This is a genomic window from Streptomyces sp. NPDC041124 (assembly GCF_055592385.1).
Window position 1 is genome coordinate 377,899 of record NZ_JBVIYR010000004.1, and the last position, 25,015, is coordinate 402,913.

Annotated in this window: 21 protein-coding genes and 1 riboswitch; of the genes, 14 read left to right on the forward strand and 7 right to left on the reverse strand. The window is 73.5% G+C overall.

The genetic code is table 11. The features are described 5' to 3' along the window. Positions 1-145: 145 nt before the first annotated feature. From gntD to ACZ6A9_RS13360, 3 genes are read left to right on the forward strand one after another with little or no spacing between them, the layout of a single operon-like run. Positions 146-1,231, forward strand: a complete 1,086-nt coding sequence (gene gntD / locus ACZ6A9_RS13350; protein ID WP_468983882.1) for a guanitoxin biosynthesis L-enduracididine beta-hydroxylase GntD — start codon at positions 146-148, stop codon at positions 1,229-1,231. Between the two features lie 38 nt (positions 1,232-1,269). Further along, positions 1,270-2,040 (forward strand): SDR family NAD(P)-dependent oxidoreductase, encoded by a 771-nt coding sequence (locus ACZ6A9_RS13355; RefSeq protein ID WP_468983884.1) that lies wholly within the window; start codon positions 1,270-1,272, stop codon positions 2,038-2,040. Positions 2,041-2,089: 49 nt separating this feature from the next. Beyond that, entirely contained in the window at positions 2,090-3,328 is a 1,239-nt protein-coding gene (locus ACZ6A9_RS13360; protein ID WP_468983887.1) for a cytochrome P450, read from the forward strand. Here the strand turns inward: ACZ6A9_RS13360 and ACZ6A9_RS13365 are convergent. After that, the gene (locus tag ACZ6A9_RS13365; protein ID WP_468983889.1) at positions 3,290-4,096 is read right to left on the reverse strand and encodes a thioesterase II family protein; all 807 of its coding nucleotides are present in this window, start codon (positions 4,094-4,096) and stop codon (positions 3,290-3,292) included. The genes ACZ6A9_RS13360 and ACZ6A9_RS13365 overlap by 39 nt on opposite strands. 153 nt (positions 4,097-4,249) lie before the next feature. Here ACZ6A9_RS13365 and ACZ6A9_RS13370 point away from each other — a divergent pair, with 153 nt between their 5' ends. Both ACZ6A9_RS13370 and ACZ6A9_RS13375 read left to right on the forward strand, forming a co-directional pair. Beyond that, positions 4,250-4,594: an acyl carrier protein gene (locus ACZ6A9_RS13370; protein WP_228965191.1), complete on the forward strand. Its 345-nt coding sequence runs from the start codon at positions 4,250-4,252 to the stop codon at positions 4,592-4,594. Further along, complete coding sequence (locus ACZ6A9_RS13375; protein ID WP_468983892.1) at positions 4,591-6,333, forward strand: acyl-CoA dehydrogenase family protein; 1,743 nt, start codon at positions 4,591-4,593, stop codon at positions 6,331-6,333. Before ACZ6A9_RS13370 ends, ACZ6A9_RS13375 begins: the two co-directional genes overlap by 4 nt. Before the next feature lie 292 nt (positions 6,334-6,625). Here the strand turns inward: ACZ6A9_RS13375 and ACZ6A9_RS13380 are convergent, their stop codons facing one another. After that, positions 6,626-7,972, reverse strand: coding sequence for a helix-turn-helix domain-containing protein (locus ACZ6A9_RS13380; RefSeq protein ID WP_468983895.1), 1,347 nt, complete (start codon positions 7,970-7,972; stop codon positions 6,626-6,628). A gap of 259 nt (positions 7,973-8,231) precedes the next feature. After that, positions 8,232-8,939, reverse strand: a complete 708-nt coding sequence (locus ACZ6A9_RS13385) for a 4'-phosphopantetheinyl transferase family protein (protein WP_468983898.1) — start codon at positions 8,937-8,939, stop codon at positions 8,232-8,234. Between the two features lie 131 nt (positions 8,940-9,070). On the opposite strand from ACZ6A9_RS13385, the gene ACZ6A9_RS13390 reads away from it, so the two are divergent. The 5 genes from ACZ6A9_RS13390 (at position 9,071) to ACZ6A9_RS13410 (ending at position 14,520) form a co-directional block, all read left to right on the forward strand. After that, positions 9,071-10,051 (forward strand): helix-turn-helix transcriptional regulator, encoded by a 981-nt coding sequence (locus ACZ6A9_RS13390; RefSeq protein WP_468983901.1) that lies wholly within the window; start codon positions 9,071-9,073, stop codon positions 10,049-10,051. 148 nt (positions 10,052-10,199) lie between these two features. After that, on the forward strand, positions 10,200-11,612 hold the full coding sequence (locus tag ACZ6A9_RS13395) for an MFS transporter (protein WP_468983903.1): 1,413 nt from the start codon (positions 10,200-10,202) through the stop codon (positions 11,610-11,612). Between the two features lie 31 nt (positions 11,613-11,643). Beyond that, a complete protein-coding gene (locus tag ACZ6A9_RS13400) occupies positions 11,644-12,672 on the forward strand; it encodes a 3-oxoacyl-ACP synthase III family protein (protein ID WP_468983906.1) in 1,029 nt (342 codons plus the stop codon). Positions 12,673-12,718: 46 nt separating this feature from the next. Next, positions 12,719-13,018 carry an acyl carrier protein gene (locus tag ACZ6A9_RS13405; protein WP_468983909.1) on the forward strand — a complete coding sequence of 100 codons (300 nt, stop codon included), beginning with the start codon at positions 12,719-12,721 and terminating at the stop codon, positions 13,016-13,018. Then, the gene (locus ACZ6A9_RS13410) at positions 13,015-14,520 is read left to right on the forward strand and encodes an AMP-binding protein (protein ID WP_468983911.1); all 1,506 of its coding nucleotides are present in this window, start codon (positions 13,015-13,017) and stop codon (positions 14,518-14,520) included. Before ACZ6A9_RS13405 ends, ACZ6A9_RS13410 begins: the two co-directional genes overlap by 4 nt. A 70-nt stretch (positions 14,521-14,590) precedes the next feature. On the opposite strand, the gene ACZ6A9_RS13415 is transcribed toward ACZ6A9_RS13410, so the two are convergent. Both ACZ6A9_RS13415 and ACZ6A9_RS13420 read right to left on the reverse strand, forming a co-directional pair. Then, positions 14,591-15,526, reverse strand: coding sequence for an HAAS signaling domain-containing protein (locus tag ACZ6A9_RS13415; RefSeq protein ID WP_468983914.1), 936 nt, complete (start codon positions 15,524-15,526; stop codon positions 14,591-14,593). Then, complete coding sequence (locus ACZ6A9_RS13420) at positions 15,523-15,861, reverse strand: PadR family transcriptional regulator (protein WP_468983917.1); 339 nt, start codon at positions 15,859-15,861, stop codon at positions 15,523-15,525. Before ACZ6A9_RS13420 ends, ACZ6A9_RS13415 begins: the two co-directional genes overlap by 4 nt. 214 nt (positions 15,862-16,075) lie before the next feature. Further along, a riboswitch (cobalamin riboswitch) is annotated at positions 16,076-16,258 on the forward strand. 30 nt (positions 16,259-16,288) lie between these two features. On the opposite strand from ACZ6A9_RS13420, the gene ACZ6A9_RS13425 reads away from it, so the two are divergent. From ACZ6A9_RS13425 to ACZ6A9_RS13440, 4 genes are read left to right on the forward strand one after another with little or no spacing between them, the layout of a single operon-like run. Next, positions 16,289-16,999: an energy-coupling factor ABC transporter permease gene (locus ACZ6A9_RS13425; RefSeq protein WP_468983920.1), complete on the forward strand. Its 711-nt coding sequence runs from the start codon at positions 16,289-16,291 to the stop codon at positions 16,997-16,999. Continuing rightward, entirely contained in the window at positions 16,996-17,373 is a 378-nt protein-coding gene (locus tag ACZ6A9_RS13430; RefSeq protein WP_468983923.1) for an energy-coupling factor ABC transporter substrate-binding protein, read from the forward strand. Before ACZ6A9_RS13425 ends, ACZ6A9_RS13430 begins: the two co-directional genes overlap by 4 nt. Before the next feature lie 6 nt (positions 17,374-17,379). Beyond that, positions 17,380-18,129: a cobalt ECF transporter T component CbiQ gene (cbiQ, locus tag ACZ6A9_RS13435; protein WP_468983925.1), complete on the forward strand. Its 750-nt coding sequence runs from the start codon at positions 17,380-17,382 to the stop codon at positions 18,127-18,129. Then, complete coding sequence (locus ACZ6A9_RS13440; protein ID WP_468983927.1) at positions 18,126-18,989, forward strand: energy-coupling factor ABC transporter ATP-binding protein; 864 nt, start codon at positions 18,126-18,128, stop codon at positions 18,987-18,989. Before cbiQ ends, ACZ6A9_RS13440 begins: the two co-directional genes overlap by 4 nt. On the opposite strand, the gene ACZ6A9_RS13445 is transcribed toward ACZ6A9_RS13440, so the two are convergent. Both ACZ6A9_RS13445 and ACZ6A9_RS13450 read right to left on the reverse strand, forming a co-directional pair. Beyond that, entirely contained in the window at positions 18,986-19,780 is a 795-nt protein-coding gene (locus ACZ6A9_RS13445; RefSeq protein WP_468983930.1) for an SGNH/GDSL hydrolase family protein, read from the reverse strand. The two genes, ACZ6A9_RS13440 and ACZ6A9_RS13445, sit on opposite strands and share 4 nt — an antisense overlap. Before the next feature lie 164 nt (positions 19,781-19,944). Then, entirely contained in the window at positions 19,945-24,972 is a 5,028-nt protein-coding gene (locus ACZ6A9_RS13450; protein WP_468983934.1) for a DNA repair ATPase, read from the reverse strand. Between the last annotated feature and the right edge of the window lie 43 nt (positions 24,973-25,015).

Genomic DNA, 25,015 nt, shown 5'->3' on the forward strand with positions numbered 1-25,015 from the left:
ACTGGACCACGACACGGCCGGGACCCTGCTCGGCCGGTCCGGTGCGCTCCACCACGCGATCCGGCCGCCACACCTCGCGGCGCGGATCGCACAGGACCGAACGACGGACGACCCCGAGCGGTCACGACCCGGTGAGGACACCGACATGACAATCACGAACCCGACCGTCGCCCCGTCCCTCCGGGACACCGCCCGCGCACCGGGCACCCCGGACGGCCCGGACGCCCCCGCCGAGTACGTCCTGGACGCCGACGAGGTCGCCGAGCTGCGCAGCGCCGCCGAGAAGCTCGGCGAGGTGTACGGCGCGCCGTCGCTGCCCGAGTTCTACGACCGCGCGCTCGCCGCCGAGGAGTCGCTGCCGGCGGGGCTGCGCACGTTCCTGCTGTCGTACCGGCGCAGCGAGCGCAGCGCCTCCTGCCTGGTGCACGGCTTCCCGGTGGACGGCGACGCGCTCGGTCCCACACCCGGTCACTGGCGGGAGGCGATCCACGGGGACACGGCCCGCGACCAGGAGGTGTGGCTGGCGCTGTGCGGCCTGCTGCTCGGTGACCCGTTCGGCTGGGTGACCCTCCAGGAAGGGCGCATCATCCAGAACATCCTGCCGATCCACGGTGACGAGGACCGGCAGAGCGGGTACGGCAGCGAGGCGCTGCTGGAGTTCCACACCGAGGACGGCTTCCACCCCAACCGCTGCGACTACCTGCTGCTGATGGGGCTGCGCAACCCCGACGCGGTGCCGACCATCGTCGCCTCCGTGCGCGATGTCCGGCTCGACGACGCCGACCGGGCGGTGCTCGCCGAGGAGCGGTTCCTCATCCGCCCGGACACCGAGCACATCCGGCAGCTGGAGACGTACGTGCCCGGCCACCCGGCGCTGCCCCGGCTGCGCGCGATGGCCGACCGTCCGGTGCCGACGGCGGTGCTGTTCGGCGACCGGCTGAGCCCCTACCTGCGCATCGACCGCCCGTTCATGGACACGCTGCCCGGCGACACGGAGGCCGAGGCGGCACTGGACCGGCTGATGGACGAGCTGAACCGCGTCCAGCGGGACGTCGCGGTCGGCCCGGGCTCGCTGCTGATCGTCGACAACTACCGTGCGGTGCACGGCCGCAGGCCCTTCACCGCCCGCTACGACGGCACCGACCGCTGGCTGAAGAAGCTCACCGTCAGCCGCAACCTGCGCCGCAATCTCAGCGGTTACGCCCTCGAGCACCCGCGCGTCATCGTCTGACCGGCCGGTTCCCCACGTACACGAAAGGCAGCATCGTCATGCGCACCGTCATCGTGTCCGGCGCCTCCAGCGGCATCGGGCAGGCCACCGCCGAACGCTTCGCCCGGGCCGGCGACCACGTCGTCAACCTGGACGTGCAGCCCCCGACAGCCGGCCTCCCGGACGGGCCCCGGGAGGGCGGCGGCGAGATCCACTGGGTCAAGGTGGACGTGGCCGACTGGGACGCCGTCCGGGACGCCGTCGACCGGGTGGCCGGCGAACGGGGGCGGCTGGACGTCGTCGTCGCCAACGCCGGCATCAGCGTCCGGCACGGCATCCTGGAGATCACCGAGGCCGACGCCCGGCGCACCCTCGACGTCAACCTCATGGGTGTCCTCGCGCTGTGGCGGCACGCCGTGCCGCACATGCTGCGCCGCGGCGAGGGGGTGCTGCTGGCGACGGCGTCCGTCAACGGCTCCCGCGGCTACCCGCTGTACGCCGACTACAACGCCAGCAAGGCCGGTGTGGCGTCGCTGTGCCAGACCTTCGCGGTCGAGCTGGCCCCGCTGATCCGCACGGCGTGCGTGGCGCCGGGGGCGGTGCTCACGCCGATGCAGCGCGCCGAGTACACCGACGCCATGCTCGACGAGGTGAACGCCCGCATCCCGGCCCGGCGGCACGCGCTGCCCGAGGAGATCGCGGAGGTCTTCCACTTCCTCGCCTCGCCCGGGGCGGGCTTCGTGTCGGGCCAGCAGTTCACGGTGGACGGGGCCGAGACCGCCGGGGCGACCACGGCGTTCTTCCCCGGACCGACCGAACCCCCGTGCTGACCCGGCGCCGCCGGGAAGCCGTCCGACCGAGCCCGAGGGACCCAGGAAGATGACCATGAAGACCCGGCCCGTGCTCGCCCCGGTGGCGCTCGACGAGGTGGACCTCGCCGATCCGCTGCTGCACGCCCGCCACGACCTGGGGCCGCTGTGGCGCCGGCTGCGCGCCGAGGACCCGGTGCACTGGCAGCCGGAGGGCGCCCACGGCCCGGGGTTCTGGGTGGTGAGCGGCCACGCGGACGCGGCCGCCGTGCTGGGCGACAGCGGGACGTTCACCTCCGAGCGGGGCAACGTGCTCGACACCCTGCTGGCGGGCGGCGACTCCGCGGCCGGGAAGATGCTGGCCGTCACCGACGGGCGCCCGCACCGGGGGCTGCGCAGCGCGCTGCTCAAGCCGTTCTCCCCGCGGTCCCTGGAAGTGGTCGTGGACAGCGTGCGGCGCGGCACCCGCCGGCTGGTCGCGGAGGCCGTCGAGCGGGGCACGGCGGACTTCGCCGCCGACGTCGCCGCGCACATCCCGCTGGCCGCCATCTGCGACCTGCTGGGCGTACCGGCCTCCGACCGGGGCCACATCATCTCCCTGACGTCCTCGGCGCTGTCGTCCGCGGACGGCGTGCCCGACCAGGAGGCCACCTGGTCCTCCCGCAACGGCCTGCTGCTGTACTTCTCGGAGCTGGCCGCCGAGCGGCGCAAGAAGCCCTACGACGACGTGGTCGGCCTGCTGGTCAACCGGGAGATCGACGGGCGTCCGCTGACGCACGAGGAGATCGTCTTCAACTGCTACAGCATCATCATGGGCGGTCACGAGACGACCCGCTTCGCCATGGTGGGGGCCGTGCACGCGCTGATGGAGCGGCCGGAGCAGTGGCGGGCGCTGAAGTCCGGCGCCGCGGACACCTCGTCGGCCGTGGAGGAGGTGCTGCGCTGGACCACCCCGGCGCTGCACAGCGGCCGTACCGCCGCGCAGGACGTGCTGCTGGGCGACCGGTTCGTCGAGGAGGGCGACATCGTCACCGTCTGGATGGCCTCGGCCAACCGGGACGAGCGGGTCTTCGACCGGCCGGACGTCTTCGACCTGTCCCGGTCCCCCAACAAGCACCTGTCCTTCGCGTACGGGCCGCACTTCTGCCTGGGCGCGTTCCTCGCCCGCGCGGAACTGTCGGCCCTGCTGGAGAGCCTGCGGGACCTGGTGGCCGAGGCGGAGCCCGCCGGGGAGCCGGAGTACGTCTACTCCAACTTCCTCAGCGGTCTGTCATCCCTGCCGGTCACCCTCCGCGCCGAGACCCTGTAGGCCGAGCCGGCGCAGTTCCCCGGTCACGGCCGTCAGCGTCGCCTCCGGATGCGTCCGCGGGTAGGAGTGCCCACCGGGGACCAGCCGCATCCGGGGCGGCGGCGTGCCGTATCCGTCCCACGGTTCGACCGCCGCGGGGGCGGCGACGCCGTCGTCGGCGCCCGCCAGGACGGCGAGCGGGCAGCGCACCGGGGCCGGTCGGGGCAGGAGGTAGCGTTCGGCGATCTCCAGATCGGCCCGCACCGCACGCAGCAGGTCGCTCAGGAAGTCGGGGTGCTCCAGCAGTTCCCCGGGCAGTCCGCCGTGTTGGTGCAGCCAGGCGGCCAGCGCCCGGTCGCTGCTTTTGGTGAGGAGCTCCCGGGCGAGCGGTACGTGCGGGGCCCGGTGGGCCGACACCACCAGCGCGGCGGGGGCCGGCAGGCCGCCCCGGCCCTCGATGCGCCGCGTCAGCTCGTAGGCGACGACGGCGCCGAAGCTGTGCCCGAACAGCACGTACGGAAGGTCGAGTTCGCCGCGCAGCCCCTCCAGGAGGGCGTCCACCAGGGGCTCCAGGGCGTACGGAACCGGTTCGTCGATGCGTGAGCCGCGGCCCGGGAGTTCCACCGGGGCGAGTTCGACGCCCGGGGGCAGGTGGGGACGCCAGACGGCGAAGGAGGCCGCGCTGCCTCCGGCGGGCGGCAGGCAGAACAGCCGGAGGCGGGGCCGCCCGGCGGCGTACCGCCCGGCGATCCACGGTGTTGCCGGCGCCACGGGGTCAAGTGTGCTCATGCCGACCAGCCTTACCGCCGCCGGCGCGGCCCGGACAGGCAGTACGGCGGCAGTTTGCGCGGTAGCAACGCCGTTCGGTGTCAGAGGAGTTGCCGAGAGCCTGCCGGGGCCGTTACCTGGGGCGGGGCGCCGGCCCGTCCTAGCGTCGGCACCATGACTCACACCCCTGCCGCAACCGCCACCGAGGCCGTGGCCCCCGTGGTGCTCGGGATGGCCCGGCTGATCGCCCCGCGCAAACTCCCCGAGGTCACCGCGGAACACCACCTGATCGGCGACCTGGGCTTCCACTCGCTGGTCCTCGCCGAACTCGGCTACAACCTGGAGGACCTGTACGGTCTGCGGTCGCTGACCCCCGAGGAGGCGATGAAGCTGGAGCGGGTAGGCGACGTCGTCGACTTCGTCGTCTCGGAGGTGGCGGCGGGCCACGCCACGCTGCCCACCGACGACGAGGTCGAGCTGCTCCTCGCCCGTTACGACATCGGCGGCCCCACGGCATGACCGGTCAGGACGTCGACCGGCCGTCCCACGCGCTCGCCGCGGACCTGGACCGGGTCCTGGGCGATCCCGGCGCGGGGAGCGGCCCGTTCAGCTTCGCGGAGATCGTGGCGCACGAGGAGCGCGACGCGCTGCCGCCGGGAGCCGTGGACCTCCTGCGCTCCTGGGGCTTCGCCCGGTACCTGGTGCCGGAGGCGTTCGGCGGCGGGCTGCGCAATCTGGAGCAGCTGTTCCTGCTGACCCGGGTGCTGGCCCGGCGCAACCTCACCGTCTCGGTGATGTTCGGCTCGGCGCTGCTCGGCGTCAACCCGGTGTGGCTGTGGGGCGACGAGGAGCAGCGCAAGCGGGTCGCGCAGGGCCTGCTCGACGGGGACCTGGCGTGCTTCGCGGTCTCCGAGCCCGACCACGGCAGCGACCTGGGCACCAACGAGACGGTCGCGGTGCGCGACGGTGACGGCTATCTCCTCAACGGCGACAAGTGGCCGGTGGGCAATGCGACCCGGGGCCGTTTCGTCACCGTGTACGCGAACGTCGAGGGCGTCGGCTCGTCCCTGCTGCTGCTCGACAAGTCGCAGCTCGAAGAGGGGAGTTGGAGCAACCGTCCCTTCGTCCGCACGGTCGGGTTGCGGGGCCACGACCTGAGCGGCATCTCCTTCCAGGACACACCGGTTCCGGGCGGCTGTCTGCTCGGCCGTCCGGGCAGCGGGCTGGCCGGGATCCTCCAGGTGCTCCAGATCACGCGGACGGCGATCGGCGCGCTGTCGGTGGGCACCATGGACTCGGTGCTGCGGATCACCCTGCGCTACGCCCGCGAGCGGGAGCTGTACGGCGAGGAGATCTACCGGATCCCGGTGATCCGCCGGCACCTCGTCCGCGCCCACCTGGACCTGCTGATCGCCGAGTGCACGGCGCTGCCGGTGACGCGCTCGCTGTCGGTGGCGCCCTCCCGGCTGAGCCTGTGGTCGTCGGTGGTGAAGTACCTGGTGCCGACCCTCGCCGAGGAGGTCGTGGCGGAGGCCGGGCGGGTGCTGGGCGCGCGGAGCTACCTGCGCGAGGAGGTCGCCTCCGGTGTCTTCCAGAAGCTCCAGCGCGACCACGCGATCGCGAGCATCTTCGAGGGCACCACGCACGTCAACCTGCACGCCATCGCCTCGCAGTTGCCCACGGTGGCGCGGATCGCCGACCGCCCGGCGCGCGAGGGGAACACCCTGCTGCGGGACCTGTTCGACGATGCCCGGGAGGCTCCCGTCTGGCAGCCCTCGGGACGCGCGCTGCGGCTCACCAACGCCGCCGAGGACGAGATCACGCGCGGCTGGGAACCGGCCGTGGCGCGGGCGCGGCTGATCGCCGAACGGGAGCTGCCGCCGGCCGAGGCGGGCGCCCTCACCAAGGTCCTGGACCGGCTCTCCCTGCTGCGGAGCGGGTTCTACGCCCGGATCGCCGCGGGCACCCTGGACGCGACCACGGCCGAGGCGCAGGACGCCGCCGCCGAGCACTGCCTGTACCACGCGGCGGCTTCCTGCCTGTACACCTGGCTGTACTCGTTCGAGCAGGAGCGCACCGCGCCGGCCGGTACCGCCTGGCTGGTGCTGGTGCTCCAGCGGCTGCTGTCCCGCCTGGGGCACGCCACGGAGCCGGACGAGGATCTGCTGAAGCCCGTGGAGGAGCTGATGCTCGCGTGCCTGGACGGCCCCGAGCACTTCTCGCTCCGGGCGATCCGGGCGGCCTGCCGGACGGCCTGACCCGGGGCGCTCCGGCGAGGCCGGCCACCCGGACGGGGGGCCCGTGCCAAGCCCCCCGTCCGGGAGACGGCACCGGGCCACCCGCTCCGGGTCGGCCCGGCGTCGGGCCGGGCCGGAGCGCTCCGGAATCCGGCCCGCCCCGGCCCGGGACCCGCACCACCGGCGCTCCCGCCCGGGTGACCGCACCGGGCCATCCGCCCCCGCCGCTCCGGACGGCCGTCCGACCGGCCCGGAACGTCCGGGAGGGCCGGGCCCGCCCGGACGCGGGACCGGCCGCTTTGCGGACGTGACGTCAGGCGGCGGAGTGCGCGGCGGACACGGCGCGGGACCGGTACTCCTCCACGTCCGCTCCGCCCGGGGCGACGGGCTGCTGCCGCGCGCGTGCCACGACGTGCCGGACGAGGGCGTGCACCCGGTACTGGTACTGCCCCTGGCGCAGCGTCTGGACCAGCGACGCGTCGACGAGTTCGGCCAGCCGGTGGGACAGCTGGGGTGCCGATCCGGTGGAGCCGTGGTGCCCGGCGAGGACGTCGTCCAGTGCGAACGGGTCCGGCAGCGTGACCAGGTCGTGCAGCAGGTCCCGGTGCGGCGCGGGCAGCAGGTCGTAGCTCCAGCGAACGCTGTCGGAGAGGGTGCGGTGGGCGCTCAGCGCACCCGCGTCGACCTGGTCGAGCAGGTGGAACAGGGTCTCCTCCCGCAGCAGCGAGCTGAGCGGGAGGGACCGCAGACGCTGCGCGGCGATCTCGATGGCCAGCGGCATGCCGTCCAGCAGTCGGCACAGCGTGGTGACCTGCGGCATGTGCGGGGCGAGGTCCAGCGTCGGCAGGCTGGAGCGGACCCGGCGCAGCAGCAGCTCCACCGCGCTCGGTACCGCGTCGTCGCCGCCCTCGGGGCCGTCCACGCGCAGTGGTTCGACCTCCCAGCCCTCGGCCGCGCCGGCGGCCAGGGCCCGGCGCGAGGTGACCAGCAGATGCAGCCCGGGGTGCTCGTCGAGGAGCCGGCGGGCGAGGCGGGCGGTCTGCCGGACGACGCGTTCGGCGCCGTCCAGGACGAGCAGCCGTCGGCCGGTGCCGCCGAGGTCGCCGGTCAGACCCTGCGTGAGACGGTCCAGTTCGGCGCGGCTGCGCACCGGCTCCAGGTGTTCCGGCGTGCAGTCGCGCAGTTCGGCGACCGCGACGCCGTCGGGAAAGAGCGGGCGCAGCCGGTACGCCGCCGCGAGAGCGAGCCGGGTCTTGCCCACGCCGCCGGGTCCGGTGAGGACCATCAGCCGGCTGCGCTGCGCGGACGCCAGGATGTGCCGCATGTCGGCCTCGCGGCCCACCAGTGGATCGCCGAGGGGCCGGGGTCCGCGCCAGGGCACGGGCTGCGCCCGGTCCTGCTCGTGCCGTGACCGCTGCGTGGGGACGAGGGACACGTCCCCGGAGTGCCAGACGGTCGGGCCGGCGGGCGCGGCGGGGGCGCCGCCGAGGGCGTTGAGCAGCAGCTCGACGGAGCTCCGGCGGGGGTTGGTGTTGGAGCCGGTCTCCAGATTCCGGATCGTGCGCACACTGACCCCGGAACGCTCCGCGAGTTCTTCCTGGGTCCAGCCGGAGACCCGCCGCTGGTTCACCAGGAATTCACGTAGTTGATGCACGTCCATTCTGCCGAAGGAGAAAAATTCGGCGTGAATCACCATTGACAGAATCCCCCTTGAAAACCAAACTTGCGCAACCCCCGCGTCCATCCCCGTGGACATCTCGCACAACGGCAGGCTGCGTCCCCTTTTCGACCGGCGGGCCGGCTCGGAACGATGGACCGGATCCCCGCGAAGTCAACTGCAACACATTGTTGTTTTGGCCAAGACCGGACCCTACTCGACCAAAAGAACGAGCGGGAGTTCCCCTCTCGGCAGGAAAGCGTCACATGGCCGCTTGCTGCCACCCACGGTCAGGCCGGAAACCCGCCGTCAGCGGTCCGGACCAATCCGCTGCGGCCAGGCAGACGACGGTCACCAGGTAGCCGGAACGCACCGCCCAGCGCCCCTCGAACCGGTGCCGCTGTCCGGGCACCGTACCCCGGAACGAGCCATCGCCGGTCAAGCGCACCGCAAAGTCGCGGATGCCGTAACGGCGCCCGAACCAGGGGGAAAACGCCTTGTAGGACGCTTCCTTCGCGCAGAACGCCAGCCGGTCCGCCGGCAGGCCGAGGGCCGTGCGCAGCTCGTCCGCCGACCGTCGCTCGGTGTCCGGCAGGAGGTGCGCGGCGACGACGGCGGGGAGCGGTTCGGCGGGTTCGGCGTCGATCCCGAGGGCGACGTACTCCCCGGCCGGGGCCACGACGGCGGCCCGGTAGCCGGGACAGTGGGTCAGGCTGCCGACCGCGCCCCGGGGCCACCGCGGGGCGCCCGACACATCCGGAACGAGTGGCTCCGGCGGGATACCCAGCCGGGCCAGCGCCGTGCGCGCACAGCCGCGCACCGTGGCGAACTCACGCCGCCGTTCCTCCGACAGGTGCCGCACCACGGCCCGTTCGGTGGGAAACAGGCAGGCAGCCGCCGCTTCGGGCGCCATGTCGCCGTAGACCTCGCACAGTTCGACACCCTCGGGAACCAAACGATCGAGCACCACGTCCCCCGCAGGAAAGATCGTCGGTTGATACGGTCGGCGCCGAAGATACTCCCTCACGTATGCGAACGACGTGTAGAGATCACGGGCGGCCCGAGGAGTGACGGATGACGGCGACACGGGGATGTGACTCCATGTTGCAGCGGTTAGGGCTGGATCGCCTCACCTACGTGGTGTACCTGCAGCTCATCGCGGGACGGCGCCGGGAAGCGGACGAGCTCGCCGCCCATCTGAGCGTCCCGGCCGACGAGGTACGCACGGCGCTGGAGCGGCTGGCGGAACTGGAGCTGCTGCGGCCGACCGGCGAGGACGTCGGCGAGCTGGTGGATCCCCGCCTCGCCCTCAAGACCCTGCTGCTGCGGCAGATGTCCGGAATCGAGGACCGGCTGCGGGAGTTCGAGGAGGACCGGGCCGCGGTCACGGCCCTCATCGACCGGTACGCCGAAGCGCGGCCGGGCGGCCTCGAGCCCGGTTTCGAGTACGTCAACGGCCGGGCGGCCGTCACCGACCGGCTGCACGAGCTGTCCGACGCGGCGGACACCGAGTGGCTGGCTCTCCTGCCGGACGGGCCACCCTCCGCGAGCTGGCTGGAACCCGTGCAGGAGACGCACCGGAAGGTCGTGGCCCGCGGCGTGGCGAGCCGCGCGGTCACCACGGACAGCGTCCGCGGTGACACCCGCCTCGCCCTGCGCACCGTGTGGGAGGCCGAACCGGACTGCCAGGTGCGCACGCTCCCGTCACTGCCCGTCCACCTGCTGCTCGTCGACCACTGTCTGGCGCTGCTGCCCACCGATCCGCGCGACCCGTGGCACAAGGTCGTGCAGATCAGCGTGCCGGGGGTGGTCGAGGCGCTCACCTCCCTGTTCGAACGGTCCTGGGAGGAGGCGGTACCGCTCGACTCCAGCGGGCCGGGCCTCGACGAGCACGGGCTCAGCCCGCGCGAGAAGGAACTGCTGCGCCTGATGGCCCGCGGCCTCAACGACGAGGCGATCCGCAGACGTCTCGGCGTCTCGCTGCGCACCGTGCGCAGGATCGTCGCCGAACTGTGTGTACGGCTGAAGGCGGCCAGCAGGTTCGAAGCGGGGTACCAGGCGGCGAAACGCGGCTGGATCTGACGCTGCCGGGGCGGCGGCAACATTTCCTCCGCCGTAATTGCCGGTGCGCTGCCTGGCCGGGCCGGTGCCGCTTCGACCAGCATGCAGGTCGGATCCGCGGCACCGGCCCGGACCAGCGAACGCGCGAACGGACGGGGAACGGACGACGATGGTGCGGTCACGTCCCGAGGACGCCGAACAGACCGAGGACGCCGGGGAGCCCACCGAGGACTCCGGTCAGGCCGGCGGGGAGACCGAACGGGGCGGGAAACCGCCGTCGCTGTGGCGCGATCGGGACTATGCCGTCTGGTGGTCGGGCGAAGGCCTGTCGGCGCTCGGCAACAGCGTCTCGACGCTCGCCTTCCCCCTGCTCATGCTGCACGTGACCGGGTCGGCGGCACAGGCGGGCACCATCACGGTGCTGCACATGCTGGGCCGGCTCGCCACGCTCATGCTCGGCGGTGCCCTGTCGGACCGGGTGTCACGGCGCCTGCTGCTGGGCCTGGCCGCGCTGGTCGAGGCGCTGTCGATGGGGGCCGTCGCCTGGCTGGTGTACCGGGGCGACCCGTCGGTCCTGGGGCTCGACGCGCTGGCGCTGGTCAGCGGGCTCGGGGCCGGACTGAGGTCCGGCGTCACCTCACCGGTACTGCGCCGGCTCGTGCCGAAGGAGCGGATCGCCGACGCCACGGCGCAGGGCATGGGCCGCGACATGCTGGCCCAGCTCCTCGGCGCCCCGCTGGGCGGCCTGCTGTACTCGATGGCGCGCTGGGTGCCGTTCCTGTTCGACGCCATCTCCTTCCTGTTCATCACCCTCAGCTCGTTCCTCATCCGCCGGCCGCTGGGCCCGGACCGGCAGGACGACGGAGAGCGCCGGCCAGGTCTGGCCGCGGACGTCAAGGACGGGCTGCGCATGATCCGGCGCAGCGACTACCTGGTGTTCACGCTCGCCTGGGGCGCCGTGCTCAACGCGGTGGCGCAGGGCTTCACCCTGCTCTTCGTGGTCATCGTGACGCACCGGGGCGGCGGACCGACCACCATCGGCGCGGTGACCTCCCTGGCGGTCGCGGGCGGCGTGATCGGCGCCGTGCTGGGTCCGTGGCTGATGCGGCGCATCGGCGCCCGCCGCGTACTGCTGCTGTCCGCCTGGCTGTTCACGGCCTCCTTCGCCGCGGTCGCGGTCGCACCCAGGCCCTGGCAGATCGGCCTGGTGATGATGGTCGGCATGACGAGCATGATCCCGATGAACGTCGTCACCGAGTCCTACGAGGTCCGGCTGGTCCCGGACGCGTACCTGGGACGGGTCGCCGCCACCGGGCAGTTCGGCTTCCAGGCCGTGCAGTGGACCGGACCGCTGGTGGCCGGTGTGCTCGCAGACTCGCTGGGTGTGGAGTGGGCCGTGCTGGTCCTGGCCGCCGCCATGGCCGTCCTGGCGCTCGCCCTGCACCTGGGCCGGCGCCACCTCGCCCTCCTGGACGTTCCGCTGGAGGAGGTCCAGGAGCTCTCGACCGATGACGCCGGGCCCGGGGAGACCGCCGCGGACGGCGCCGTTCTGATCCGATCGTCGAAGGACCGGACGGGCTGATCCACCCCGGCCGGCAGGGAAGGAAGCACGCATGGGCACGTCACCGGAGTTGGGCATCGTCGCCATGGGCATGGCCTTCGGTGAGCGGTGCGACGTGGCGGCGACGGCGGCCGACTACGTTCCCGATCCCGAGGCGGTCACGGCCCTCGGCTACCGGACCTACCACCGTGCGGCGCCCGGCGTCACCGCCGTCGACCTGGCCGCCGAGGCCGCGCGGGAGGCCCTGGAGAACGCCGACGTCGCCCCCGCCGACCTCGACCTGATCGTCGTCGGCAACTCCGACGTGCCGGACTACCTGGGCTGGGACCCCTCGGCGGCCGTGGCGCGTGCCCTGGGCGCGCACTCCACGCCCACCACGCTGTTCACGCAGGCGTGCGCGGCGTGGGCGCCCGCGCTGGACCACGCCGCCGGTGCGATGGCCCTCTCCCCCGGCGTCGGGACCGCGCTGGTGGTGCTGGTCAACGTGATGAGCGAGGCGCACGGCAACCGCATGGACTTCAACGGCTGCGTCGCCAGTGACGGAGCCGTCGCCGCCGTCGTCCGCCGCGGGCATCCGCGGCTGCGCCGGCTGTCCTCGGCACAGTTCACCAACCCCGAGTACGCGGACCTGTTCCGCATCGAGTACGGCGGGGCGGCCGTGCCGCTGCCGCCACCGGGAAGCGGACTGAAGGACGTCAGCCCGATGGCCTCCGTCTACCGGCACTTCGACCGGGACCCGGAACGCTTCCAGGCGTTCCTGAAGGAGACCACGGGCCGGGTCGCGGACGTCGTCGACGAGGCCCTGGCCCGCGCGGGGCGGGACCGGTCCGAACTGGCCCGGCTGATCCACATCAACGACAACCGGCAGACGTTCCGGGCGGTGGCCGACGCCGTCGGCCTCCCCCTCACCCGCACCAACGCCGAACTGGCCCGCTCCCTGGGCCACATGGGCTGCGCCGACCAACTCGTCTGCCTCTGGCGGCACATCGAGGCCGGTGAACTCGCACTCGGGGACCTGGTGGCCCTCACGGGCGTCGCGTCCCCCGGGATGCACTGGTTCTGCACGCTCGTCGAAGTGTGAACCGGCGCGCCCAGCACGTCAGCACCTGCGAAAGGACGTACCCGACATGGCCGCCGATCCCCCCTCCGCGCCGGTGATGCCTCCCGCCCCCTCCGAGGCGGACATCGCCGGCTTCGTCGTCGAACGTTTCCTGCCCGGTCTGGACGCCTGCGAACTCGACCCGGAGTACGACCTGCTCGCCACCGCGGTGATCGACAGCCTCGCGGTCCTGCACATCGCGGCCTGGCTGACGGACGAGCACGGCGTCGACCTGCCCGACGAGGAGCTCGTCGGACGCAACTTCCGCACCGTGCGCGCCATCCGGGCCACGGCCGGGCGGGCGGTGGCGGGGAAGGGGCGCTCATGACCGCCCCCGCGCCCCTCGCCGCGGCGTTCACCGCCCGGGCCGCCGAGCAGCCGCATGCCCCGGCACTCGTCTGGGAGGACCGGACGACCACGTACGGCGAGCTGCATGCCATGGCCTGCCGGGCCCGCGCCCAGGTGGAGGCGGCCGCGGCACCGCACCCCGGCCGCCCGGTGGGCCTGCGGCTGCGGAAGTCACCGGAGGCGGTGGCCCTCGTCCTGGGCTGCCTGATGGCCGGCCGCGGCTTCCTGCTGCCCTCCCACGAGCTGCCCGACCTGCCGCTCAAGGAGCTGTACGGGCAGGCCGGATGCGCGGTGGTCCTCGGTCTGGCCGACGGTCCCCTGGTGGACGTCGTGGTGGACCCGTCCGCAGCCGCTGACGACGACGGCGGCGGGGCGCCGCGCCCGCCCGCCGAGGTCGCCGAGGGCGACACCGGCTTCCTGCTGACCACGTCCGGTTCGACGGGCCTGCCGAAGATCGTGCCGCTGTCGCAGGGGGCGGTGGCCCGCTTCACCGCCTGGGCGGCGGACGCCTTCCCGCTCGGACCGGGCTCGACGGTCCTCAACTACGCGCCGCTCAACTTCGACCTGTGCCTGCTGGACGTGTGGAGCACCCTCGCGCACGGCGGCACGGTCGTGCTGGCCGACCCCGAGCGGGGCACCTCGGCGCACTATCTGCACGGTCTGGTCACCGGCCACCACGTGACCCTGGTCCAGGGCGTCCCCCTGCTGTTCGAGCTGCTCACCCGGGCCGCGGCGGAGAGGGGCCCGCTGACCACCGCGCGGCACCTCGTCTTCGCCGGCGAGGCGATGCCGGCCCGGGTGCTGGCGGGCCTGCCCCCGGTGTTCCCGCACGCCCGCTGGTTCAACAACTACGGCTGCACCGAGACGAACAACAGCTTCCTCCACGAGGTGGACCGCGGCAAACCGGTCACCGCTCCGCTGCCGATCGGCCGCCCGCTGCCGGGCGTGCACTGGCTGATCACCGGGGACGACGGGCGCGCCCTGACCGGTCCCGGCCAGGGGGAGCTGCTCGTCAGCACTCCGTTCCAGAGCGCGGGTTACGTCAACGTCCCCGGCGGGCGGAAGTTCGCCCCGCACCGCGACGGCGTGCCCGGGGTGGTGTACTACCGCAGCGGCGACGTCGCCCGGTGGCACGAGGACGGCTCGCTGAGCGTGCTCGGGCGCACCGACTACATGGTCAAGGTGCGCGGCACCCAGGTCAGCACCCAGCACGTCGAGAGCATCCTGCTGGAGCACACCGCGGTGGCCGAGGCGGCCGTCGTCGCACTCCCGGACCCGGTCGCCGGCCACCGCCTGCACGCCACCGTGCGGCCGGTCGCGCCCGGCTCCGTGGGGGTCCTGGCGCTGCGTCAGTACTGCGCGGAGCGGTCGGTGCGGGCGGCGGTGCCGAGCGTGTTCGAGATGGTGTCCGAGCCGTTGCCGAGGACGTCCACGGGGAAGGTCGACCGCAACCGGATCCGGGACGCGCTGAGCACGGCGTGACGCGAGTGCGAAGGGGGGGCTGCCCGGTCGAGACCGGGCAGCCCCCCCCCTTCGCGGTCGTTGACCGCGGTCAGCGCAGCGCCGTGCGGTAGGCCTTGGCCACCGAGGTGACGCCGATGGCGAGCACGATGAGCGCCGCCCCGCCGTAGGCCGATTCCTGCGACTCCCAGAGGGTCTTGGCGTCGGCGAGGAAGTCGGGGTTGAACAGCTCCTGCTGGTACAGCACCCAGGCCAGCGGCAGGGTGAACGCCGCGTGGGCGAGCGCGTACCAGCCGGCCAGCCGGACGGTCCAGCCCTGTCCGGCCACCCGTGCGACCCCGACCACCGCGAGACCGGCGAGACCGGCCAGAACCGGCCACAGCCAACCCGACCACAGGTCCGGGTTCAGCACCTCCACCTGCCGCCCGTCGTCCGCCCGGTACGGCTCGGCGGTGTGCTGCCAGACGATCAGCGCGAACAGCAGCACGTCCCACGCCACGGCGGCCAGGGCCGCGACACCGCCCCGGTCCTGCTGCGGGACGTCGGGCAGTTCGTCCGGCGTCCAGCGGTCGCCGGTGGTACCGCGGCGGTACCTGATCCGCTCGGTCACGGCGAACACCACCGTGATGGCGGCGACCAGCTGGGCGCCGACGCCTATCAGCGTGCCGGCGCCGACGCGCAGGGCCGCGCCGAGGCCGCCGCCGTCGGCCACCTCCAGCAGGGCGAGCCCCAGGGAGAGGGCCGGCAGCACGCCGGCCAGCAGGGTGACCAGCACGCGAACATAGGCGGGATACAGGTCCGGGCCGATGAGGACCAACGGCCGTTCGGTGTACTGGGCCGCGTACCGCACCGGGTCCCCCAGTTCGCCGAGCACCTCCCGCTCGGCCGTCCGGTGGTCGCCGCCCCGGCCGTCGATGGTGTCGGCGATGGTGGCGCGGAGCTCTTGGGCCACGTCGTCACGCTGGTCGGCCGGAAGCCGCCGGACGACCTCGTGGACGTAGCGCTCGGTGAGCACCCCCGTACTCATTCGTTCTCCTTGGTGAGTCGTGAGATCGAGGCGACGAGTTCCTGCCATTCGCGCACCAGGCCCTCCCGGACGCGGGATCCGTCGGGGCTGACGCGGTAGAACTTGCGCGGCCGGGACTCGTCGGTGTTCCACTCGCTGGTCAGCAGCCCTTGTTTCTCCAGGCGCCGCAGCAGTGGGTACAGCGTGTTTCCGTCGACGGTGACCCCCGCGTCGTCGAGCGTCTCCAGGAGCGCATAGCCGTACTGCGGTTTCCGGAGCAGCGCCAGACAGGCGAGCACCACCGTCCCGCGGCGCAGTTCCTGCGCCTGGCTCAGGGTCAGTTCTTCTACGGACACAACCCACACGATACTGTGTGCCGCACACTAATGTCACCCCCCGAACAATGTGAATGTTCCCCTCCGGCGCTCCGAACGCCCGCTCTCCGGCGCTCCGCACGCCGCGCCGTCCGACACCCTGAACGCCGCGCGGCACGGGAGGACGCACGGACCGGTGGACGCCTCACCGTCCGCGCGCCCCCGGTGGCGGCTTGTCACCGGACCGGAACGGGCACTACTGTCACCACGCCTTGGTGACGGGAAATCGGTGCGATACCGGTGCGGCCCTCGCCACTGTGATCGGGAAGTCCGGCTCCGGCCCTCACGGGCAGCCACTGGGTTCTTCGGAACCCGGGAAGGCGGAGCACGGGCGGTGGTACCCGTCAGCCAGGAGACCGGCCAAGGCGCGTCAACCATCCACGAGGTGCTGGAGAGGGTCTGCTGAGCCATGCACATAGCCGAGGGTTTTCTGCCACCGGCGCACGCGGTCGCCTGGGGCGTCGCGTCGGCGCCGTTCGTCGTCCACGGAGCCCGGTCGCTCGTCCGTGAAGTGAGGGAACATCCCGAGAGCACACTGCTGCTGGGCGCCTCGGGAGCGTTCACCTTCGTCCTGTCCGCGCTGAAACTTCCCTCGGTGACGGGCAGTTGCTCCCACCCCACCGGTACGGGACTCGGCGCGATCCTGTTCCGGCCGCCGGTCATGGCGGTGCTGGGCACCATCACGCTGCTGTTCCAGGCGCTGCTGCTCGCCCACGGCGGGCTGACCACGCTGGGCGCCAACGTCTTCTCGATGGCCGTCGTCGGCCCGTGGGCCGGGTACGGCGTCTACCGGCTGCTGCGCCGGTCGGGTGCGCCGCTGATGGCGGCCGTGTTCTCCGGCGCGTTCGCCGCCGACCTGTCGACGTACTGCGTGACGAGCGTGCAGCTGGCGCTCGCCTTCCCCGACCCGGGCAGTGGATTCCCGGGCGCGCTGGCCAAGTTCGGGGCCATCTTCGCGGTGACGCAGATCCCGCTGGCGGTGAGCGAGGGCCTGCTGACCGTGCTGGTGATGCGCATGCTGGTGCGGTCGAGCAGGGGCGAGCTGACCCGGCTCGGCGTACTGGTCACCTCGGTGGCCGGAGGGAAGCCGGCGAAGTCGGCGGAGGGGGTGGCCCGATGAGCCGCGACGCGAAGATCAACGCTCTGCTGCTGCTCCTGGTGGCCGCGCTCGCGGTGCTGCCGCTGGCGCTCGGGCTCGGCGACCACAAGGAGGAGCCGTTCACCGGTGCGGACGCCGAGGCGGAGACGGCGATCACCGAGATCGACCCGGACTACGAACCGTGGTTCTCCCCCCTGTACGAACCGCCGTCCGGGGAGGTCGAGTCGGCGCTGTTCGCCCTCCAGGCGGCGATCGGCGCGGGCGTCCTCGCGTACTACTTCGGACTGCGGCGCGGGCGGCGGCAGGGCGCTGAACGGGCGCGGGAGCGGGCCGCGGCGGGCACCGGCGCCGAGGCCGGCGCGGGGGACGACGCAGCCGCAGAGCGGACGGTCTGACGGCCCGTGCTGCCGATCGACGCGGCGGCGCACAGCAGTCGCTGGCGCCGCCGCCATCCCGTGGACAAGGCCGTACTGGGACTCGGCCTCACCGTGCTGGCGGTCTCGCTGCCGCCGTGGCCGGGCGCGGCCCTGGTGCTGGTGACCGCGCTCGTGGTGCTGCTCGGCCCGGCCGGGGTGCCCGGGCGCCGGCTGTGGCGGGCGTACCGGGTGCCGCTGGGCTTCTGCGTCACCGGGGCGCTCCCCCTGCTGGTGCGGGTGGGCGGACCGGGCGGCTTCGTGTCGCCGGCCGACGACGGGCCGCTGCGCGCCGCGGAGTTGCTGCTCCGCACGTCGGCGGCGTCCCTCGGGGTGCTGCTGTTCGCGTTCACCACACCCCTGTCGGACCTGCTGCCCCGTCTGGTGCGCGCGGGTGTGCCCGCGCCGCTCGTGGACGTGGCGCTGGTGACGTACCGGATGAGCTTCCTGCTGCTGGACTCGGTGCGCCGGGTCCGCCAGGCCCAGGCGGCCCGCCTGGGGCACACCACCCGGGCGGCGACGTGGCGCTCGCTCGGCGGGCTCGGCGCCACCGCGTTCGTGCGGTCCTTCGACCGGGCGGCGCGGCTGCAGTCCGGGCTCGCCGGACGCGGCTACGACGGCACCCTGCGCGTGCTGGTGCCCGAGGCCCGGGTGTCGGTGCGGTTCACGGCGCTGAGCGTGGCGCTCCTCGCGGCGCTGGCCGCCCTCACCCTCGTACTGGAAAGGCTCTTGTCGTGAGCGAGACCGTGCTGGTGGCGCTGCGGGACGCGTCGTTCGCCTACGAGGACGGCCCGCCCGTGTTCCGCGGCCTCGACTTCGAGGTGCACGCGGGCCGGGCGCTCGCCCTGCTGGGGCGCAACGGCAGCGGCAAGACAACGCTGATGCGCCTGCTGAGCGGCGGACTGCGGCCGGACGGCGGTGAGTTGGCCGTCGGGGGCCGGGCGGTGCGCTATGACCGGAAGGGACTGACGGCGCTGCGGACCACCGTGCAACTGGTGGTGCAGGATCCGGACGACCAGTTGTTCGCCGCGTCGGTCGGGCAGGACGTGTCGTTCGGGCCGCTGAACCTCGGCCTGTCCGACGGGGAGGTGCGCGCCCGGGTGGCTCAGGCGCTGGCCGCGCTGGACATCACCGCCCTGGCCGACCGCCCCACGCACCTGCTGTCCTACGGCCAGCGCAAGCGGACGGCGATCGCGGGCGCGATCGCCATGCGGCCGCGCGTCCTGATCCTGGACGAGCCGACGGCCGGCCTCGACCCGGACGGCCAGGAACGCCTGCTCGCCGGCCTGGACGGGCTGCGCGAGGGCGGCACCACGGTGGTGATGGCCACCCACGACGTGGACCTCGCCCTGCGCTGGGCCGACGACGCGGCCCTGCTGACCCCGGCGGGGGTCAGCCAGGGCCCCGTCGCGGAAGTGCTGGCCCGTACCGATCTGCTGCGGGCCGCCGGTCTGCGGCTGCCGTGGGGTGTGGCGGCCGGTCTGCTCCTGCGGGCGCGGGGACTGCCGGCCGACGCGGCCGCCGGTCCCCGCACCCCGGAGGAGCTGGCGGCCCTGGCCGCCCTTTCGGCCTCGGACCGCCAGGGGCCGGAGTCCTAGACGGCCGAGCGGAAGGCGGGCAGGTAGCCGCTCGACTGGCCGACGGCCTTCGGGTGGTAGGAGTTGCCGATCGGGAAGGTCACGCTGTGCAGCCATGCGGCGCCCGAGCAGAGCTCATGACCGGTGAACTCGTCCACCACGCTGGAGTAGGCGAACCCGGCGTTGGCCGCCCGCTTGGCGATCACACCGTTCAGCACGTCGGCCGCGTTGTTGATGGCGCCGCGCTCGGTCTCGCTGAGGCCGGCGATGCAGCTGCCCGACAGCTTGTAGAAGCGCGGGTAGCCGAGGACCACCACGCGCGCCTGCGGGGAGCGGGAGCGGATGCCGGAGTACAGCGAGTCGAGCCTGCCCGGCAGGGTGTTCTGCATCTGGGAGACCGCGGTGTTGACCCGGGAGACACAGGTGGCCTCGCTCTGCAGCACGCAGGTCTGCATGACGTCCGCGAAGCCGACGTCGTTCCCGCCCGCCGTGACGCTGACCAGGGTGGTGGAGGAGGACAGCGCGCCCAGCTGGGTGCCGGCCACGCTCGTCGTCGTCGCGCCCGAGCAGGCGACGAACTTGAACGACGCCGGGGCGTTGGCGTTCTTCCACAGGTGGGGGTAGGCGGCGGTACTGCGCTTGCAGTCACCGCTCTCGGACGTGTAACTCCCGGCGCCCACGCCGGAGGAGTAGGAGTCGCCGAGCGCCACGTAGTTGTGGCCGGCGGCCGCGGCGGGTTGCGCCAGGCCGAGTACGGTCGCGGCACCCAGGATGAGGGTGGCGAGAGTTGCTCCGAGGGAACGCGTTGACACGTGTTTCCGCCCTTCACGAACGAAACGCACAGAGGTGGTTGAGGAAGCAAGAAGGGTTGTAGCAGGCTTCCATACCGCTCAGTAACTCCCGCGCAGTAAGTCTTCCGGAATGACCCGAATACTGATGTCACCGATCCTGCTCCGCGCGTAGATAAACCCCCGGATCACCGTCCTGACGGCGAATTCCCGGCGTCCCCCGGTGCCTTGTCCCGCCCCCGTGAACCGGCTCGGCCGTCGTCCGCAGGACCGGTGTTCCCGGGCCGCGACGGTCGTCCTGCCGGGAGGCGTCGGGGACCGGCGGCGCGGGTGATGGCGGACTCGACGGCGGCGATGCGGTCACCGAGGAGGGCGAGGGCGGCCACCGCGCGGGCCAGGGCGTCGTCGCCGGAGCCGCCCAGGGTGACGGTGCGGACGTGCGCGGCCTTCAACTCGGCCCAGCGCTGCGACTGTTCCGGGGTGAGCGTGCCGCGCAGCCCGGCGAGCCGGAGCAGGCTCGCCTCGGCGCCGGTGGTGAGGGTCTGGGCCTCGGCGGTGTAGTGGTCGTCGATGACGGCGTCCAGCTCGGTGTCGTTCATGACGGGCTGGATCCGCTGGGCGATCTTGTTCATGTTGCGGTAGGAGCCCTGGAGACGGAACGGCGGCTCGGTGCGCGCGTCGTCGGACTGCCCGGCGGAGGCGATGTAGGCGGCGTTGACCGCGAGGACCGTGCGGCGGGCGGTGAGCAGATGGCGCAGCACGGCGAGGATCGCGTCGAGTTCGGCGGGCGCGTACGGGTGGGTGAGGCGGTCGGGGCGGGCGGTGGGGTCGTCGTCCGCGAGGCGGATCAGCAGGTCCAGGTCGGCGCGGTCACGTCCGGCGAGCGGGGCGAGCACCGCGTTGGCGGTGAGGGCGTTCTCCACGAAGCTGAGCGCGAAGACGTCCTCCTTGCCGGTGAGGACGTCCCCCAGGTTCCACACGTCGGCCCGGTTGGCCAGCATGTCCGGGACGCGGAAGACCTCGCCGGACTCGGTGTAGGGGTTGCCGGACATGCAGACGGCGAACCGCTTGCCGCGCAGGTCGTAGGTGCGCGGATCGCCCTCCCACACGCCCTCGATCCGGCGGGTGGCGTCGCACAGCGGGATGAACTTCTGCAGCAGTTCGGGCGAGGTGTGCTGGATGTCGTCCAGGTAGAGCAGGGTGTTGTTCCCGGCGGCCAGCGCGAAGTTGACCTTCTCGACCTCCTGGCGGGCGGTGGCGTTCGGTGCCTCGGCCGGGTCCAGGGAGGTGACCGCGTGGCCGAGCGCCGGGCCGCTCACCCGGACCAGGACCAGACCGAGACGGTGGGCGACGTACTCCATGAGGGTCGTCTTGCCGTAGCCGGGCGGGGAGACGAGCAGCAGCAGTCCGCCGGTGCCGGTGCGGGCGGACTCCCCCGTGGTGCCGAGCTGTTTGGCGAGGCTGTCGCCGATCAGCGGCAGGTAGACCTCGTCGACCAGCCGGTTGCGGACGAACGACGCCATCACGCGCGGCCGGTGGTCGTCCAGGCGCAGCCGGGCGCGCTCGGCTGCCACCAGGGCGGTGCGACGGCGCTGGAAGGCCCGGAAGGCGGGTACGTCGTGTGCCCGGAACTCCTCGGTGCGGGCGAGGAACTCGTCGAGGCGCAGGGTGAGACGGCGGTCGGTGATCCGGGGGTGGGTGGCGACCAGTCCCTCCACCGTGACGGTCAACGGCGCGTCCGACTCGTGGCGGGGCAGCTCGGGGCAGAGTTCGGCGGCCACGGCCTCCGCGAGGTCGCCCGGGGTGACCTGCTCCCCGGTGGCGGCGGTGTAGGCGGTCAGCCAGGCCTCGACAAGCTGGCGGCGGGCGGCCAGGCCGGAGAGGGCGGGCAGGTCCGCGTCGTAGGCGTCGCCGGCGACCGTGCGGCGGAACCCGTCGAGGAGGGTGCGGGCGCGGGCGCTGATGACGAAGCCGTCGGGGCCGGTGGTCAGTTCGTCGAACAGGTACGCCGCGCAGGCCTCGGGGCGGACGGTGGCGTCCGGGTCCCAGTCCCGTACGGCGCCGGCGAGTTCGGTCCTCAGCGCGTCCAGCGCGGGCGGCGGGCCGAAGGCGTCGCGGACCCGGGCCAGGGAGCGGGCCCGGCGGGTGAGGTCCTCGCGCTCCCGGTCCGTGGTGCCGTGCGCCCAGTACAGCAGGGCGTGGGCGCGGGCCGCCGAGGCGTGGCGCAGGGTTCCGGCGCCGTCGTACAGGGGCAGCAGGGCGGTGAGGAGCAGGGTGGCGTCGTGGTCGTGGACGCCCCGCTCGTGGCCCTCGTCGTACGCCTCCTCGGCGGCGCCCCGGACGAGGGCGGCGAGGTCGTCGGCGGCGGTGAGGGCGGCGGGGCCGTGCTCGTGCAGCAGGCGGGCGGCGAGGTGTTCGGCCCGGCAGACCGCCGGCGACTCCGACGGCAGGTGCCGGTCCCACAGGGGTCGGTCGGCGAGCAGGGCGGGGTCGGTGACGGGGGCCCGGTAGTCGGTGCCGGTGAGGGCGAGGGCGAGGCCGTCGCCGTGCGGGACGACGGTGAGGTCGAAGGGCTCGGTGGCGACGGCGAAGCGGTGGCCGCCGAGGCGGATGGCGCGTCCGCCGTCCGCGTAGAGGTCGGTGCGGTCGCGCAGGGCGCGGGCGGCCTCCTCGTGGGCCGAGCGCAGCCTGCCCTCGAGTTCCTCGGCCCGGACCCGGTCGCCCAGCGTGCGCAGGTCACCGGCGGTGCGGCGGACCTTGGCGACGAGCGGGTCGGAGGCGAAATAGGTGCTCACCGCGTCGGTGTCGGCGAGCGCCGCGGACCGGCGGGCGATGGTTTCCAGGACGCGCCCGGCGGCGGAGGCGAGCTGTTCGGCGCGGCGGGCGCGGGCGTCGGTGAGGCTCTGCTTGCGGGCGGAGAACGCCTCGTAGATCTCGGTGCGCCGGGCGGCGAGCTCGCCGAGCACGTCGTCGAACTCCGCGAACCGGGACTCCAGAGCCTCCAACTGGGTCAGGACGTTGGTCAGTTGGTCGTCGCAGCTCTCGGGGTCGCCGGCCGCGGCGAGGGCGCCGGTCACGGTCTGTCCGAGCAGGGCGAGTTCGGCGGCGAAGCCGGCGCGCGCCTCCCGGTCCAGGAGGTCGCGGCGGCGGCTGTCGAGGGTGGCGCGGGCGCGGTTGACGCCGCCCAGGGCCTCGGCGACCCGTTCCAGGACGGCCGTGCGGACGGTGGCGTCGGTGATGTCGAGCCCGGCGACCACCTCGGTCACCGTGCGCAGCCCGTGGGCCAGTTCGTCGAGACGGGCGGCGAGGGGGGCGGCCTCGGCGGTGGTGGTGACCGTCTCGATGCCGGCGTGCAGCCGTTCGAGTTCGGTGTGGTGGGTGGCGAAGGCGTCCTGACGGGCCAGGAAGGCGATCGCGCGCTGCCCGAAGGAGGCGAGGTCCGCCCCCGCCTCCTCGGCCAGGGCGTCGATGCGGTCCCGGTCCGCGTACCGCATGTCCTTCAGGGTCAGCAGGTGGCCCTGGGCGTTGCGGAGTTCGGTGAGGCCGGCGACCCAGGCGGCGGCCTCGCGGGGCTGCTCCCCGCGCAGCCTGCGCACCACCGAGGCGATCCGGTCCGCCGCCTCGTCGAGCGCGCCCGCGGCCCGGCGGGTGAGGTCGCGCACGGACTCGAACTCGGCGAGGACCTGCTCGGCGGTGGCCCGCACCTCGTCCAGCGGGGTGCGCAGGTCGCCGGTCTCCGGGTCGCCGAGCCAGTGGTGGGTGTCCAGGGCGCGGGCGCAGGCGGCCGCCAGGGTGGTGTAGATCTCCGCCGTCGGGGTGGTCTCGGCGGCGGAGCGGGCCAGCGACAGGCAGTCGGAGATGCCGCGTACGAGGTCGGCGTTGCCGACCCGGGCCAGCGGTCCTTCGCCGGTGGGCCGGGCGGCGGCGAAGGTGTCCGAGGCGTAGGGCGAGTCCCAGAGCTGGACGGGGTGGACGCGGGCGGGTTCGTCGCCCTCGGGGCGCAGCAGGACGAGGCGTCCGTCGTCGAAGAGGGCCCAGCCGTGGCAGGCCATCGGGGCGGCGACGGACTCGTGGATCTGGTTGTACGACAGCAGCAGGCCGCGTCCGCGCCCGGGGGCGTGGAAGGCGTACAGCACGTCCTCCCCGTAGGGCGAGCGCACCTCGCGTTCGAACTCCATTCCGTCGGTGTCGAGTTCGTAGGTCTTGTGGGGGCCCGCGGCGAGGCAGTAGCCGCCGGGGAACACGATGCCCTGGTCCTCGGGCAGCCGGCGGCAGCCCTGTCCGATGCCGTCGAGGCGGACGACGGTGCGGGTGAGGGTGTTGAAGACCAGGTGGCGGGGCGCGGTCTCCTTGTAGGGGAGGATCCGCAGCAGGATCAGGGGGCCGACGCGGGCGTGGGAGATCTCGGCGTCGGCGAGGGACTGCAGGGGCTCCTCGACCGGCTCGGTGTGGATGCCGCCGGGCGTGTCGGTGTCGTCGGCGGTCTTGACGGTGAGGGTGCCGCCGAGGGTGTCGACGAAGACCTCGCCGCGGACGGCGACGTGCGGGTGGCGGCCGAGGACGTGGTCCTCGCGGGTGGTGGGGGTCCAGTCGATGCCGCCGGGCTCGGTGAGCGCGTGGTCGCGGTCGCCGCGGGCGTCGAGGAAGGCGACGCGGCCGTCGTCGGCGACCGACCAGCGCAGGACGCGGATGTCGCCGGGCTTCTCCCCGGTCTGGAAGACGGCGAGCAGCTTGCCGGTGACGCGGCGCAGCCGCAGCAGGCGTGCCTGGCGGTAGTAGCGGTGCAGGGCGGCGAACTCGCGGACGAACGCCGGGTCGTCGAGCAGTCCGGGTACGGCGTCGTCGGGCAGGCGGCCCAGGTCGCGGTCGTGCGGGGCGAGGACGTCGCCGACCGTGGTGTCCCGGTCGGGCCGGGGCCGTGCCTCGTAGCCGAAGAGGAGCACGTCGCCGACGGCGACGATGTCGCGGGGGACGGCGGTCCCCTCGGTGCGCAGCCGCCCGGTGCCGGTCAGGCGCAGTTCCGGGGCGCCGAACTCCTCGGCGCGCCGGTGGTTCAGCGCCTCGGCGCGGCGGGCGAGTTCGGCGGCCCGCGCGGTGAGGCGGTCACGCAGTACCTGGTAGGCGCCGCCGTCGACCGCCGCGGTGGCGTCCGGCGCGGGGCCCGCCGCGTCGGAGGTGTGGTGACGGGCGGCGGACTCACGGGTGCTGCTGGTCATGACTGCCTCTCGGGAAGGGAGGTCCGGGAGCCGCCGTCCCCTG